Here is a 13,702-nt window from a genome sequence, read left to right on the forward strand (position 1 = left end):
TATATGGTCCGACCACACTATCGCCTCTGACACCAGCATTCAAACATCTGTTTACATTTTTGCAACCTAGCTCAATTTTCCGCATTTTATTTCTTACAATCGATGCGGTTACGAAAAAACTGATGATGTTCAGAAAAATTTTAGATGAATCTTGTGTTTAACAATTGATGAGGCGACACTCTTAGTTCAGCTTATGGTACATTGCTCGAATAAGTTATTGGTCATGTTTAACTGGACAGAAATATGAAAAAACTATTTTGCTTTATTGCGACGATCTTTAAAGGCTTATGGAAGTTGATATCCTTCCTACGTGTTGCCTTACTCAACCTTTTATTTATTGGTGTGTTGGTTCTCGTCTACTTCTCTTTTTTCCCGCAACAAGATCCGACTTCAGAGCAAGCAGAAGCGCCTAAGAAAGAGGCTCTGGTTCTCAATTTAGAAGGGCCGATTGTTGAACAACGTACTTACGTTAACCCTTTTGATTCCTTATCTGGCACTTTGTTTGATAAAGACCTACCAAAAGAAAACGTACTATACGATATCGTTTCGACGATCCGTTTTGCCGCCGCAGATAATTCTGTGCCTGGCTTAGTGCTAAATTTAAAGCAAATGCCGGAAACCAATCTAACCAAACTGAGGTACATCGCCAAAGCGATTAGCGAATTCAAAGCCACTGGCAAACCTATTTATGCTTATGGCGATTTTTACAATCAAAGCCAATACTACCTAGCAAGCTATGCCGATAAAGTGTTCCTTTCTCCAGACGGTATGGTACTTCTTAAAGGCTATGGCGCTTATACGCTTTACTATAAAGATCTCTTAGAAAAACTGGATGTCACCACGCATGTTTTCCGCGTAGGGACTTACAAATCGGCGGTAGAACCTTTCATTCGTAATGATATGTCAGCAGCAGCCAAAGAATCAGCAACTGCATGGCTAACCCAATTATGGGGTGCTTATATTGATGATGTTTCGCACAATAGAAAAATAGACGCTAAAGCGATCACCCCAAGCATGGATGAGTTTTTGGCGAAGATGAAAAGTGTTGATGGCGACTTAGCGAAACTATCGAAGCAAGTCGGCTTAGTCGATCAATTAATGACTCGCCAACAAGCCATGAGCTTTATGCGCTCTAAATTCGGTGGCACAGAGAAAAATGGCTATAACGGCATTAGCTATTATCGCTATAAAGAAAAAGTCACACCTCCTATTGTCACTACCGCTGATAAAGTGGCAGTCGTGGTTGCAAGCGGCACGATTCTAGATGGCGACCAGCCTAAGGGTAGCGTTGGCGGAGATTCGATGGCTCGCCTATTACGACAAGCTCGCCTAGACGACAATATTAAAGCGGTTGTATTACGTGTAGACAGCCCAGGTGGTAGTGCCTTTGCTTCTGAGATTATTCGTAATGAAATTGAGGCGTTAAAGCAAGCGGGTAAACCGGTGGTGGTTTCGATGTCTAGCCTTGCAGCTTCTGGCGGTTACTGGATTTCAATGAGCGCAGATAAAATCATTGCCCAGCCAACTACCCTCACTGGCTCCATTGGTATTTTTGGCATTATCACTACCTTTGAAAAAGGCTTAAGTAAACTTGGTGTGAATACTGATGGTATCGGCACTAGTCCATTCTCTGGTGTTGGCCTAACCAATGGTCTATCGAAAGGCGCTTCTGAAGCCATGCAAATGGGAATTGAACATGGTTACCATCGCTTTATTTCACTCGTCGGTAAGAACCGTGATATTAAAGTTGCCGACGTCGATAAAATTGCTCAAGGTCGAGTATGGACTGGGCAAGATGCAATGAAACGTGGTTTAGTCGATCAAATGGGCGATTTTGATGATGCGATTAATGAAGCCGCGAAACTGGCGAAGATTGATAGCTATAAATTAACTTGGATAGATAAGCCACTAACGCCGACGCAGCAAATGTTGCAAGATCTGTTTAGCTCAATGGATGCATCAATTGGTAACCCATTAAATAAATGGCTGCCAGATTCACTCAAACCCGCTGCTGCGCAAATTTCGCAAAGTGCTGACTTATTGAATAGTTTAAATGATCCAAAAGGTTATTATTCGTTTTGCTTAACTTGCCAAGCTAACTAACCACTTTCAAAGTACTCACCAACCAAAAACCAGCGATGACCTATCGCTGGTTTTTTCATTGCTACGCACAGTATTACTCTGTTTATTAAGTCACTTGGGTATACCGTGAATTATCGTTATAATCCACCACCTGTCTGTTCCTACAAACGATATTCTAAAATTATGACTAGAAAACATATCTACATCGCCTACACTGGCGGCACGATCGGCATGAAGCGTTCTTCTCATGGCTACATTCCTGCCGATGGTTTTATGACTCAACAGCTACAAGCCATGCCTGAGTTTCACCGCGAAGAAATGCCTCTTTTCACGGTACATGAATATTCTCCACTAATGGATTCTTCTGATATGACGCCAAATGATTGGCAGCATATTGCTGATGATATTAAAGCTAACTATGATAAATATGATGGTTTCGTGATTCTACACGGCACCGACACTATGGCTTACACCGCTTCTGCCTTGTCTTTCATGTTTGAAAATCTTGGCAAGCCAGTCATTGTGACAGGTTCTCAAATTCCCCTCGCAGAGCTGCGTTCAGATGGCCAAGCCAACTTATTAAATGCCCTACACATTGCAGCAAACTACCCAATCAATGAAGTAACGTTATTTTTTAATAACCAATTGATGCGCGGTAACCGCAGTACTAAATCGCGTGCTGATGGCTTCAATGCCTTCACATCACCTAATATGCCGCATTTGCTTGAAGCAGGGATCAACATTCAAGTCAGCAATCCCGACTTCATTGATAAAAAACCAGAGGGTGAATTTCGAGTTCACACCATCACGCCACAACCAATTGGTGTGATCACCATGTACCCTGGGATCTCGCATGAAGTGATTCGTAACACACTTCGCCAACCAGTCAATGCGATGATCTTACTAACATTTGGTGTGGGCAATGCTCCGCAAAACAAAGAAATGCTCGGTCATTTAAAAGAAGCGTCTGAGCGTGGTGTGATCGTGGTAAATCTCACTCAGTGTTTAACTGGAAAAGTGAATATGGATGGTTACGCAACTGGCGTATCTTTAGCGGAAGCAGGTGTGATTAGTGGTTATGATATGACGCATGAAGCGGCTCTAGCGAAGCTACACTACTTACTCAGCAAAAACCTAAGCTACGAAGAAATTAAATCTCAGATGAAGCAAGTATTGCGCGGTGAGATGAGTTTATAAGCGTCACTCGGGTTCTCGTTACTCGTTGCTCGGAAAAGATAATTCGAGCAACGAGAAGCAAAGCGCCCGAGAAACGAGCTCCGGCCCTTTTAAAACTAGGAACCGATTCTAATTCTCCACCTTCACTCGCAAAATATCTTCTTCTGTGTCTGAAAACTGTTTTTTTAGATCCGCTTTCGATTTAAACGTCACTTCACCGCCCGCGGCAACCGACATATGTTGAGAATCATGGTTGTGCTTTGACTGATAAAGCATCACCGCTTGCATGCATGAATCGCGCTGCTCTTTGGTAATTGGCGAGCCATCTAACCAACGGCCAGTTTCAATCGCATAGTTTAAACGCTCGAGCACTTCCGGTGTCATCGCATTCAGCAACTGTTCAACATTCATATTCTTATTCCTTTCGAATTGTAGCGACAACATATCCACTGCCTTCGCTTAACTAATGTGGAAATATACCCAAGTGACTTCAAGATGCGAGTTAACGATTAAAAACTAACGATACCGAGTTCACACAAAAACGCTGCCCCGTTGTTTCTTGAGGTCCATCTAAAAACACATGCCCTAAGTGACTATCACACTGCGCACAGCGGATTTCTGTTCGAATCATTCCGTGACTGTGATCTTCTAAATATTTAATCGCCGTTTTTGAAACCGGCTTATCAAAACTTGGCCAACCACAGCCTGAATCAAATTTATCATCTGAGACAAATAAATCGGCTTGGCAGCAAGTACACTGATAAGTGCCTGTTTCTTTATTATGAAGCAAAGTACCTGAGTATGGCGCTTCCGTTCCACCAAGACGACATACTCTATATTGTTCTTCTGTTAAGGAAGTTTTCCATTCTTTATCCGTCTTTTTCACAACATCCTCATTATTATTCACTACAAAAGTCAATCATCATTAAAGCAAAAATATTACACTACTTTACCATTGATTGTTTTGAACAAAAACTTGCCAATTACCCATAATGTGGCACATACTTTCCCACAGTTTAAAATAGTGACTTGAATCACGGGAAACTATGGTTCATAGTCTCAACATTTCCAAATTGGTAGTAATGGAATCAGAATCAGAAACATACCTGCTGGGTATGAATTAATCGATTTACGAGAATTCAGAAAGAAAGTAACTCTTTTTTTTGACTTTAAACAAGTAAACACCGATTATGCCTTGCAAGATGTAACTGGCTTCTGTAATTTTACTACCAGTTATCTTTAATCTGAAATTAAGTTGTGGAGCAACTACAATGACTATCAAAGTAGGTATTAACGGTTTTGGCCGTATTGGACGTTTCGTTTTCCGTGCTTCTGTTGAGCGTGACAACATCGAAGTTGTTGGCATCAACGACCTTATCGATGTTGAGTACATGGCATACATGCTTAAATACGATTCAACTCACGGTCGTTTCAACGGTACTGTTGAAGTAAAAGACGGTAACCTAATCGTTAACGGTAAAACTGTACGTGTTACAGCTGAACGTAACCCAGAAGATCTTAAGTGGAACGAAATCAACGTTGACGTTGTAGCTGAAGCAACTGGCCTTTTCCTAACTGACGAGACTGCACGTAAGCACATCACTGCTGGTGCTAAGAAAGTTGTTCTTACTGGTCCTTCTAAAGACGCAACTCCAATGTTCGTAATGGGCGTTAACCACGCAACTTACGCTGGTCAAGATATCGTTTCTAACGCTTCTTGTACTACTAACTGTCTTGCGCCTATCGCGAAAGTACTTAACGACAAGTGGGGCATTGACTCTGGTCTTATGACTACTGTTCACGCAACTACAGCAACTCAAAAAACTGTAGATGGTCCTTCTGCGAAAGACTGGCGTGGTGGTCGTGGTGCTTCTCAAAACATCATCCCATCTTCAACTGGTGCTGCTAAAGCAGTAGGCGTTGTACTTCCTGAAGTACAAGGTAAACTAACTGGTATGGCTTTCCGCGTACCAACTGCTAACGTTTCTGTAGTTGACCTAACAGTTAACCTAGCAAGCGCAGCAACTTACGAAGAAATCTGTGCTGAAATGAAGCGCGCTTCTGAAAACGAACTAGCTGGCGTTCTTGGTTACACTGAAGACGCTGTTGTTTCTCAAGATTTCATCGGCGAAACTAACACTTCAGTATTTGATGCTGCTGCTGGTATCGCACTTAACGACAAATTCGTTAAAGTTGTATCTTGGTACGACAACGAAATCGGCTACTCAAACAAAGTTCTTGACCTAATCGCTCACATCTCTAAGTAAGCATTAAGCAAGATCTTCTTTTGAAGACAAGTTAATAAAAGGCGACCATTGTGTCGCCTTTTTTGTTGATAGTTCCTGGGTGGCTAGTCCCTAGTCCCTGGGTTTTTACTGAAGCTATTTGTTTTACTGACTATAGTTATGATTTTGATGACTCCCTTTTTCAGGAAATCTTCTTTTCCTAGAGACTAGGGACCAGAAACTAGGAACCCACTCCATGAACCTTACCCACTTACCTGTTATCAGTACCCTATCTGATTGCATTACGGTTGTTCAAAAAGACCAGCTTAAAATTATCCGTATCCAACATGCTAAAGCAGAAGCTGCCATATCCTTGTTTGGTGGCCATGTTATTTCCTTCAAGCCTCAAGGCAAGCAAGAGCTTATCTTTACCAGTGAAGATGCAATTTGTGATGGCAAGACACCATTGCGTGGTGGCATTCCTGTTTGTTGGCCGTGGTTTGCTAAAGCGGCTGAGCCAAGTCATGGTTTTGCCCGCACCACTGAATGGTCTTTGGTTGAGCATAGAGAAAATCAAGATGGTGTAGTGGTTCGAATTGAGCTAAAGCCCTCTCAAGAAACCTTGACGATCTGGCCACATCAATTTGAAGTCTTTTTAGATATTGAAGTCTCTGAGCAATTAATCGTAACTATGCACATCAAAAATATTGATGATCAGGCTTGGAAGTTCTCTGGCGCTCTGCATACTTACTTCAACATTGCCAATATCTTGGATACCCAAATTTCGGGTATGGGCGATCACTACATTGACAAACTGCAAGATGGCAAAGTGTGCCTAGGTGGTGATTCACTCAATATTACCGCGGGTGTTGACCGTGTTTACACTCATCCTGCGAAACAAATTCTGATTTCAGACCCAAATAACAAACGCATCATCAGCGTTGAAAATGAAGGTGATACCGCAGCGGTTATCTGGAACCCGTGGGAATTAACTCAAGGTATGGTAGATATCAAAAATGATGCCTATGCCAACATGGTATGCGTTGAATCAACTCTTTACGCAGAGTCGCTAGAAGATGGCCACACACTTGAGCCCGGTGAAAGCTATTTGCTAAGTACTAAGATAGGCTTGAAAGCATAGGGCTCTATCTAGGAACTAAAAACTAGGGACTAGGAACTTTTTCAGCCTAGTCCTTTTTTCACCATTCACTCCATGCCATACTCCGCATCCAAATTACTAACAAGACTGACCCTGTATGACCTATCAATGCCCTCTTTGCCATCACACTCTAAACGCTACTCAGAATGGGTTTACTTGCACTAATAACCATCAGTTTGATCGTGCGAAAGAAGGATACGTTAATCTAATGCCGGTACAGCATAAACGGTCTAAGCAGCCGGGTGATAATGCAGAGATGATGCAAGCCAGACGTCGCTTTTTAGCATCTGAGCAATATCACCCGATGCGTGAAGCGGTAGCGGCATTGTGTCAAAAGCACCTAGTCGGGACTTCTCACCAATTACTCGATATCGGTTGCGGTGAAGGCTATTACACTCACTACATTGCACAACAGCTTAAACAACAACACTCAGCAGCGACTTGCTATGGCTTGGATATTTCTAAAGTTGCCATTCGCTACGCAGCAAAACGCTACAGCAATCAAACGATGCAGTTTTGTGTTGCTTCTAGCCATCGATTACCCTTTACAGATCACTCACTAGATGCCATTTTGCGTATCTATGCGCCATGTGATCATCAAGAGCTGCAACGTACTACCACAGACCATGGGATAGTCATTACCGTTACCCCTGCTGCTCGTCATTTATATCAGTTACGAGAGCTCGTTTATCAAGACGTGAGATTGCATGATGAGTCTCCAGAAAACATTGCAAGTTTTACGCTACTAGAAGAACAAAAGCTGCATTATGAAATGACAATGACAGGTAATGAAGCAGATGATTTACTCCAGATGACGCCGTTTGCTTGGAAGGCTTCGGAAGAAGTGAAAGCACAATTAAAAAATGCCCCACAGTTTGACTGTGAGGCCGATTTTATTTTACGAGTTTACCGTAAACAAGATTAACCTATCGTCAGTAACATCAGGCCTACAAAGCAGCACAACGCTCTTCTAATATAGGGTTACTGTTGTGCTGATAGCTTTTCACTATTTCAGCTTTCTGACATTCAAACGCACTCACCGGATATTGCTTATCCCAAGCGGTAAATAGCTGCTTTTGTTGCTTACTTAAACGAAACTGTGAGTAGGTAGCATCAAAATATAAATAAGTACGAGCGATCAAACCGCGTGCTTGTTGTGGTGGCTGAGCCTTTCTATCTTCAACATGAAAATCGCACGATCCAAAATCACTTTGTGTTCCAGACATCATCTGAAAATTATAATTCGAACGGTATGCGTTAACGCTGCCAATTGCGGCAAATAGGTTATAGCCATCGGCCTGCATTAAGCGATATTCATAATTAGCCTTATTCGCGCATTTACGCCCTTTATAAGCTTTACCCTTACTACTGACACACTGAGCATCCCCTTCTCGCCATTCTTTAAATGCACGGCCAAAGTTTTCAGCCGGTACAATGTGCTCGAATTCGACTCGCTTAGAGCGTGAGGTATACAAGGAGTCATTAAATCCTTGGGGTAGTGTTATTTGCTTTTTTTCATCAAACTTTGCATCACAGTAGACGGTGTTACGCATATCTGTCTTGTTATAAACGTTTTTCATCAGCAAGCGCTTTGCTTTTGAAAACGAATCTATTTGCGTGTTTTGAGTTGCTGAGGCCACATTGGTAAACAACACTGGCGAAAACAACACACACGCCACTAATGGCCATTTTTTCATTTGAGACTTCCTAATTGAAGCCCCTATTTTACGTCTCTTCTAATACTTTTTTCATACTATTTATCATTAAATTGCTCAATAAAAGCGCGGTCGTAGTTACGAATAATTATCATTAATATTGATGATGATTAATTTGTCCGATACTATGCGGAATCAATTGGAGATCATCATGTTACCTAAACGATTAAATACATCCGCATTCAGCTTACTCACTCTGGCACTCATCAGTGGTTGCAGCTCACTCACCTCTTCACAAAATAATTCAACTAGTGTCAGCAGTTTTTACGATTATCAAATCTATACTCCACAGGGTGATAACATTTCGCTGTCACAATGGGCTGAAAATATCCAAACAGCCGATGTGATCTTAATTGGTGAATGGCATACACATGCGGGGATACACAGATTTCAGACCGATACTCTTAAACAGCTCATTCAAAATGAACAAAGTGTCGCACTATCAATGGAGCAATTTAGTCGTGATAACCAACCAGTGGTCAATTCGTACTTAAATGATGAAATAGGCGAACAAACACTGATCAAGCAAGCCAATGCATGGCCAAATTATGAAAGTGACTACCGCCCATTAGTCGAACTGGCGAAAAGTCATCAACTAGATATTATTGCCGCCAATGCACCTAAGCCAATGGTTCATTGCATTAGCAAGCATGGCTTAGGCTACTTAGCGAAACTACCTCAAGATAAGCGAGCCTATGTTGCAAGCAATATCGACTTAGGTGATTCACCCTATAAACAAAAATTTATGGCTTCGATGCATCATGGCGAGCCAAGTCAGCATTTAAATATGTATGCCTCTCAGCTAACGTGGGATGCCACCATGGCTGAAAGCATCGTCAGCTACAAACATGCTAACCCCAAAACAACCGTCGTACATATCGCGGGAAAATTTCATACCGAAGCTGGTCTAGGAACGGCCGCGCAAATAAAGCAACTTGATCCTAGTTTAAATATCGCCATCGTCACTCCGGTAAATACCATCATTAAAGATAGTAACGATTATCAACTTGAAGTCCTTAATCCACCCGTGAGATATATCAAACCTGAAAACCAAAAAGCGGCATTTAGTGAACTATTTAAAAATAGAACCGAACCGGATTGTTCGTAACAACCCAAAAAATACCCCTGCTTTCGGGCAGAGGTATTGGTTTTAATCGTTATCTATTGGGATGATTCAAAATGTGGTCTTCCCAGTCCACCACATCAATTTCATAAACCACTTTATTACGTACACTTTCCCCTGCTGCATGCATGGCCGATTTCGAGCCGGTAATAAGCGGATGCCACTCAGGTAGAGGCTTATTTTCTGCGAGTAAGCGATATGAGCAGGTTTCTGGTAACCAGTTAAACTCATCGATTTTGTCACGAGTCAGCTTTAAGCATTCCTCACCAGACTCAAAACGATTCGGGTAATCTTTACAGCCACATGTTTTACTATTGAGCCAACTGCAAGCAACGTTGGTGTAATAGACTTGATCACTGTCTTCATCCATTAACTTGTGCAGACAACACTTACCACAACCATCACATAATGATTCCCATTCTTGCTCACTCATTTGTTGTAGTGATTTAGTTTTCCAAAATGGAGTTGTCATAATATGCCTACTTGAACTTGTATAGAATCTAGGCTGCGTTTTATACGCTGATTATAGGCAAAATTCAAGTTATGCTATTTTCTGTATGGGTATTTTGCTACTATCTGCGACCAATTTTTGAACTGCTGAGATGTGTTTTATGGAGTGTCGTCTTGGATGTGGTGCTTGCTGCATTGCACCTAGCATATCATCACCGATCCCGGGAATGCCGAAAGGTAAGCCTGCTGGTGTTCGATGTATTCAATTAAATGAAGATAATTTATGCAAGTTGTTTGGTAAGCCTGAAAGACCAAAAGTGTGCCATGCATTTAAAGCTGAAATATCAATTTGCGGCAATGATAATCAAGACGCAATCAATATTATCACCGAGTTAGAAGCGATAACTTAAAACAAAGAAGAAAGAAGAAAGAAGAAAGAAGAAAAGCGCGCCCGAATTGCCACGCTTTCAAAGATTTATAATTTTCAGAGCTTATAGCTTTTGTCGGCCGAGTAGTGAGTGAGATAACGTAGTACCATCTACCAACTCTAGCTCACCGCCCATAGGTACACCATGAGCAATACGACTGGCATTAACCCCATGAGCTTTACATAGCTGAGCAATATAATGCGCGGTAGCTTCGCCTTCTACTGTCGGGTTAGTTGCAAGAATCACCTCTTCAACATCACCATTACTTAAGCGGTAATCTAACAAATCTAAACCAATATCACTTGGCCCGATTCCATCAAGCGGCGATAAGTGCCCCATCAAAACAAAATAGCGACCTGAATATTGCCCGGTTGCTTCAATAGCAGCAATATCGGCAGGCGTTTCTACTACACAAATCTGCCCATTCGCTTGACGCTTAGGGTTAGTACAGACATGACAGGTATCTTGCTCGGTAAAGGTTCGACATTGATCGCAGTGACCGATTTCTGTCATTGCTTGAGATAAGGCTTCCGCTAATTGCAAACCACCCTTTCTATTACGCTGCAATAAATGAAAGGCCATACGCTGAGCCGACTTGGGGCCAACCCCAGGTAAGCAACGTAAGGCCTCCATTAATTGTTCCAGCATACTGCTTGTGCGCATGTATGACTCTCTACTGGTTCAATTAAAACGGCATTTTCATGCCTGGTGGTAATTGCATACCGCCAGTTACTGAAGCCATTTTTTCTTTTTGTGTTTCTTCGACACGACGAGCAGCATCATTAAATGCAGCTGCAATCAAATCTTCTAGCATTTCTTTATCGTCTTCCATCAAGCTTTCATCGATTTCAACACGACGAACGCTGTGGCTACCAGTAATGGTCACTTTTACAAGACCTGCACCAGATTCACCAGTGATTTCCATATTTGCGATTTCTTCTTGAAGCTTTTGCATACGCTCTTGCATTTGCTGGGCTTGCTTCATCATGTTGCCCATTCCGCCTTTACCAAACATGCTTATTCTCGCTTGTTATCTAAATAGAATGATTGTGGTTATTATTAGGTTATTGGGTCGAGTCAACTAAAAATCAACTCGCTCTTGTGCCTAATAATGTGTTTTGTTAATTAATTGCACACGGTTTAACCGTTAATTAAATCGGCCTTACGCTGTCTTTATCTATTTCTGCAGCGAAACGCTTTTGCAAAAATTGGATATTAGGATCGGCATCTAGGCTTTCAAATGCTTGCTTGAGCTTCTCTTGATACAGTTTTTCTCTTAGTTCGAGTGGCGTAATACCATCAGCACTGTTTTGGATCACCAACTCACAACTTTGCTGAAAATGTTGCGATAACACTTCCGTCAATTCTTCTTGCGCTTTTGGAGTATTCAAATGCGCTTGTTCTGCACGTAAGCCTAAGGTAATGACATGATCTGTTTTACTATAGGTCGAATTTAATGCGAGTTGCTGCACGAGTTTTGCGGTATTAAGTTGATCGATGATCGCCGCCCACTCACTTTGCTCAATACTTTCACGCAGTAGTTTTTCTGCCATCTCTGGCGTTTTGATATGCTCTAAAGCTTTCTTAATTTGCGTCGGCGTTAGCTCTTGGCTTTCTTGTTGCTGTGATTCAGGCTGAGTTGGCTTCCATTGATACGGTTCATTTGCATCTTCTGGTTTTGCGGCTCCAGAGATTGGCGTACCATTTGGTGATATTGGCGACCCCTGCACAGCTTCAACCGCGGCGGCCGTATGCTTACTTGCAATACGATCAAGTACCGATGTTTTAACTGGTTTAGCAGACGTCGCTTCAGTCTTTTTTGTTGGATCATTCCCAGTAGCAGGTGCCGTGCGTAAGTTTTCACGTTTACTACGAAGCTGATGTCTCAATCCGGTTAACGGTGAAGCGGGTGCCGTAGGCTGTTGCTGCTGAGTCTGAGGCGCTTGCTGTGGTGCCTCAGTATTGGTAGCCCCTAGTTGTGGGTGTCTTCCTTGTGGGTGCCTTGGCGATTCATATCCAGACTGTTCAACTGCTGGTTGACTAGCAGCGCTGTGATCACTACTGCCCATCTGATTTGCCACAGGAACACTTGGTGCCGCGGTTGGTGAATTCGTTGGCTGATTTCGCGTAAGCTGAGGCGCGACCGGTTGAGGCATCGATTGTTGTGCTCTGCCCCCACTTCTAGGTGCAGATTCAACTACTGGAATACTTTTCGTTTGCACCGCTGGAGCGATAATCGTATTGCCAGATACCGCTTGCGCCGGTCTAAAAGCTAGCATTCTCAACACTAGCATTTCTGCTGCCATTTTTTCACTTGGAGATAACGGCAAATCTTGACGACCTTTCAAAGTCATCTGATAGTAAAGTTGTACATCTTGAGGCGTTAGAGATTGGCTTAAAAGCTCAATTCTTTCCGCATCCGGTTGCTCTTTATTTAAACTTGCTGGCAGTGCTTGATACATAGCAATACGGTGTAGCTGGCTGCTTAGCTCTTTGAACAAACCATCCCAATCAATACCATTTTCTGCTAGTTGCTCAAGGCAATTCATCGCGATTTGCGGTTGTTTACTGCTGATCGCTTCGAGTAAATAGATTGCTTGGTCGGTATCCAGCGTACCTAGCATGTTCGAGACGGTCGCACTATCAATATGACCATTTCCCAAGGCAATTGCTTGATCAGATAAACTTAACGCATCACGCATACTTCCATCTGCTGCATGAGCAATCAAGCTTAATGCTCTAGGCTCTGAGGTAATGTTTTCTTCACCGAGCACAAAATCTAATTGCTCATGAATTTGATCAGAGCTAATCGGTTTTAGATGGAATTGCAAACAACGAGAAAGAATCGTCACTGGCAGCTTTTGAGGATCAGTCGTCGCTAGTAAGAACTTAACGTATTCTGGTGGCTCTTCCAGCGTTTTTAATAATGCATTGAAACTGTGACGAGATAACATGTGTACCTCATCTATCAGGTACACTTTGAAGCGCCCACGTGCTGGCTTGTATTGAACGTTATCTAGCAGCTCACGAGTATCTTCTACCTTAGTACGAGATGCCGCATCAATTTCCAATAGATCAACATAGCGACCTTGATCGATTTCAATACAGCTATCACACACACCACACGGGTTGTCGGTAATACCGGTTTCACAATTCAGCCCTTTGGCAAACAGTCGGCCGATCGATGTTTTACCGACACCACGAGTTCCGCTGAATAAATAGGCGTGATGCAATCGGTTCTGCTTTAAAGCATTCTCTAAAGCGGTAATTACATGACCTTGGCCAACCACATTTTCAAACTTAGTTGGTCGCCATTTTCTTGCTAACGCTAAATAACTCATCAA

The 13,702-nt window shown here is 42.4% G+C and carries 14 protein-coding genes; 7 read left to right on the forward strand and 7 right to left on the reverse strand.

Annotated elements, in window-relative coordinates:
- Window positions 1-243 precede the first annotated feature (243 nt).
- A complete protein-coding gene (gene sppA, locus K358_RS0113850) occupies window positions 244-2,103 on the forward strand; it encodes a signal peptide peptidase SppA (protein ID WP_027697377.1) in 1,860 nt (619 codons plus the stop codon).
- A gap of 162 nt (window positions 2,104-2,265) precedes the next feature.
- Entirely contained in the window at window positions 2,266-3,279 is a 1,014-nt protein-coding gene (ansA, locus tag K358_RS0113855) for an asparaginase (protein ID WP_027697378.1), read from the forward strand.
- A 108-nt stretch (window positions 3,280-3,387) separates the two neighbouring features.
- Here the strand turns inward: ansA and K358_RS0113860 are convergent, their stop codons facing one another.
- Together K358_RS0113860 and msrB are read right to left on the reverse strand one after the other, a co-directional pair.
- On the reverse strand, window positions 3,388-3,669 hold the full coding sequence (locus K358_RS0113860) for a YeaC family protein (protein WP_027697379.1): 282 nt from the start codon (window positions 3,667-3,669) through the stop codon (window positions 3,388-3,390).
- Window positions 3,670-3,760: 91 nt separating this feature from the next.
- Window positions 3,761-4,144, reverse strand: coding sequence for a peptide-methionine (R)-S-oxide reductase MsrB (gene msrB, locus K358_RS0113865; protein ID WP_083962832.1), 384 nt, complete (start codon window positions 4,142-4,144; stop codon window positions 3,761-3,763).
- 385 nt (window positions 4,145-4,529) lie between these two features.
- Between msrB and gap the strand changes: the two genes are divergently transcribed.
- The 3 genes from gap (at window position 4,530) to rlmA (ending at window position 7,567) form a co-directional block, all read left to right on the forward strand.
- A complete protein-coding gene (gene gap / locus K358_RS0113870; RefSeq protein WP_027697381.1) occupies window positions 4,530-5,525 on the forward strand; it encodes a type I glyceraldehyde-3-phosphate dehydrogenase in 996 nt (331 codons plus the stop codon).
- 214 nt (window positions 5,526-5,739) lie between these two features.
- Complete coding sequence (locus tag K358_RS0113875) at window positions 5,740-6,624, forward strand: D-hexose-6-phosphate mutarotase (protein WP_027697382.1); 885 nt, start codon at window positions 5,740-5,742, stop codon at window positions 6,622-6,624.
- Between the two features lie 115 nt (window positions 6,625-6,739).
- Entirely contained in the window at window positions 6,740-7,567 is an 828-nt protein-coding gene (gene rlmA, locus K358_RS0113880; RefSeq protein WP_027697383.1) for a 23S rRNA (guanine(745)-N(1))-methyltransferase, read from the forward strand.
- Between the two features lie 22 nt (window positions 7,568-7,589).
- Here the strand turns inward: rlmA and K358_RS0113885 are convergent, their stop codons facing one another.
- Window positions 7,590-8,339 (reverse strand): endonuclease, encoded by a 750-nt coding sequence (locus K358_RS0113885; protein WP_027697384.1) that lies wholly within the window; start codon window positions 8,337-8,339, stop codon window positions 7,590-7,592.
- A gap of 169 nt (window positions 8,340-8,508) precedes the next feature.
- Here K358_RS0113885 and K358_RS0113890 point away from each other — a divergent pair, with 169 nt between their 5' ends.
- Complete coding sequence (locus K358_RS0113890) at window positions 8,509-9,465, forward strand: ChaN family lipoprotein (protein ID WP_027697385.1); 957 nt, start codon at window positions 8,509-8,511, stop codon at window positions 9,463-9,465.
- Between the two features lie 49 nt (window positions 9,466-9,514).
- Here the strand turns inward: K358_RS0113890 and K358_RS0113895 are convergent, their stop codons facing one another.
- A complete protein-coding gene (locus K358_RS0113895) occupies window positions 9,515-9,952 on the reverse strand; it encodes a YcgN family cysteine cluster protein (protein WP_027697386.1) in 438 nt (145 codons plus the stop codon).
- A 139-nt stretch (window positions 9,953-10,091) separates the two neighbouring features.
- On the opposite strand from K358_RS0113895, the gene K358_RS0113900 reads away from it, so the two are divergent.
- The gene (locus K358_RS0113900) at window positions 10,092-10,340 is read left to right on the forward strand and encodes a YkgJ family cysteine cluster protein (protein WP_027697387.1); all 249 of its coding nucleotides are present in this window, start codon (window positions 10,092-10,094) and stop codon (window positions 10,338-10,340) included.
- A gap of 81 nt (window positions 10,341-10,421) precedes the next feature.
- Here K358_RS0113900 and recR read toward each other — a convergent pair whose 3' ends face one another.
- The 3 genes from recR to dnaX form a co-directional block, all read right to left on the reverse strand.
- Window positions 10,422-11,021 (reverse strand): recombination mediator RecR, encoded by a 600-nt coding sequence (gene recR, locus K358_RS0113905; RefSeq protein WP_027697388.1) that lies wholly within the window; start codon window positions 11,019-11,021, stop codon window positions 10,422-10,424.
- Window positions 11,022-11,043: 22 nt separating this feature from the next.
- Window positions 11,044-11,373 carry a YbaB/EbfC family nucleoid-associated protein gene (locus tag K358_RS0113910; protein WP_027697389.1) on the reverse strand — a complete coding sequence of 110 codons (330 nt, stop codon included), beginning with the start codon at window positions 11,371-11,373 and terminating at the stop codon, window positions 11,044-11,046.
- 136 nt (window positions 11,374-11,509) lie between these two features.
- Complete coding sequence (dnaX, locus tag K358_RS0113915) at window positions 11,510-13,699, reverse strand: DNA polymerase III subunit gamma/tau (protein WP_027697390.1); 2,190 nt, start codon at window positions 13,697-13,699, stop codon at window positions 11,510-11,512.
- Window positions 13,700-13,702: the final 3 nt, after the last annotated feature.

It is taken from the genome of Vibrio litoralis DSM 17657 (genome assembly GCF_000426765.1).
Lineage (GTDB): Bacteria > Pseudomonadota > Gammaproteobacteria > Enterobacterales > Vibrionaceae > Vibrio > Vibrio litoralis.

Coding starts and splice junctions, on each gene's coding strand:
- K358_RS0113900 (WP_027697387.1), top strand. CDS start 10,092: ATGGAGTGTCGTCTTGGATGTGGTGCTTGCTGCATTGCACCTAGCATA.
- K358_RS0113885 (WP_027697384.1), bottom strand. CDS start 8,339: ATGAAAAAATGGCCATTAGTGGCGTGTGTGTTGTTTTCGCCAGTGTTG.
- rlmA (WP_027697383.1), top strand. CDS start 6,740: ATGACCTATCAATGCCCTCTTTGCCATCACACTCTAAACGCTACTCAG.
- gap (WP_027697381.1), top strand. CDS start 4,530: ATGACTATCAAAGTAGGTATTAACGGTTTTGGCCGTATTGGACGTTTC.
- dnaX (WP_027697390.1), bottom strand. CDS start 13,699: ATGAGTTATTTAGCGTTAGCAAGAAAATGGCGACCAACTAAGTTTGAA.
- K358_RS0113890 (WP_027697385.1), top strand. CDS start 8,509: ATGTTACCTAAACGATTAAATACATCCGCATTCAGCTTACTCACTCTG.
- sppA (WP_027697377.1), top strand. CDS start 244: ATGAAAAAACTATTTTGCTTTATTGCGACGATCTTTAAAGGCTTATGG.
- K358_RS0113860 (WP_027697379.1), bottom strand. CDS start 3,669: ATGAATGTTGAACAGTTGCTGAATGCGATGACACCGGAAGTGCTCGAG.
- K358_RS0113875 (WP_027697382.1), top strand. CDS start 5,740: ATGAACCTTACCCACTTACCTGTTATCAGTACCCTATCTGATTGCATT.
- K358_RS0113910 (WP_027697389.1), bottom strand. CDS start 11,373: ATGTTTGGTAAAGGCGGAATGGGCAACATGATGAAGCAAGCCCAGCAA.
- K358_RS0113895 (WP_027697386.1), bottom strand. CDS start 9,952: ATGACAACTCCATTTTGGAAAACTAAATCACTACAACAAATGAGTGAG.
- ansA (WP_027697378.1), top strand. CDS start 2,266: ATGACTAGAAAACATATCTACATCGCCTACACTGGCGGCACGATCGGC.
- recR (WP_027697388.1), bottom strand. CDS start 11,021: ATGCGCACAAGCAGTATGCTGGAACAATTAATGGAGGCCTTACGTTGC.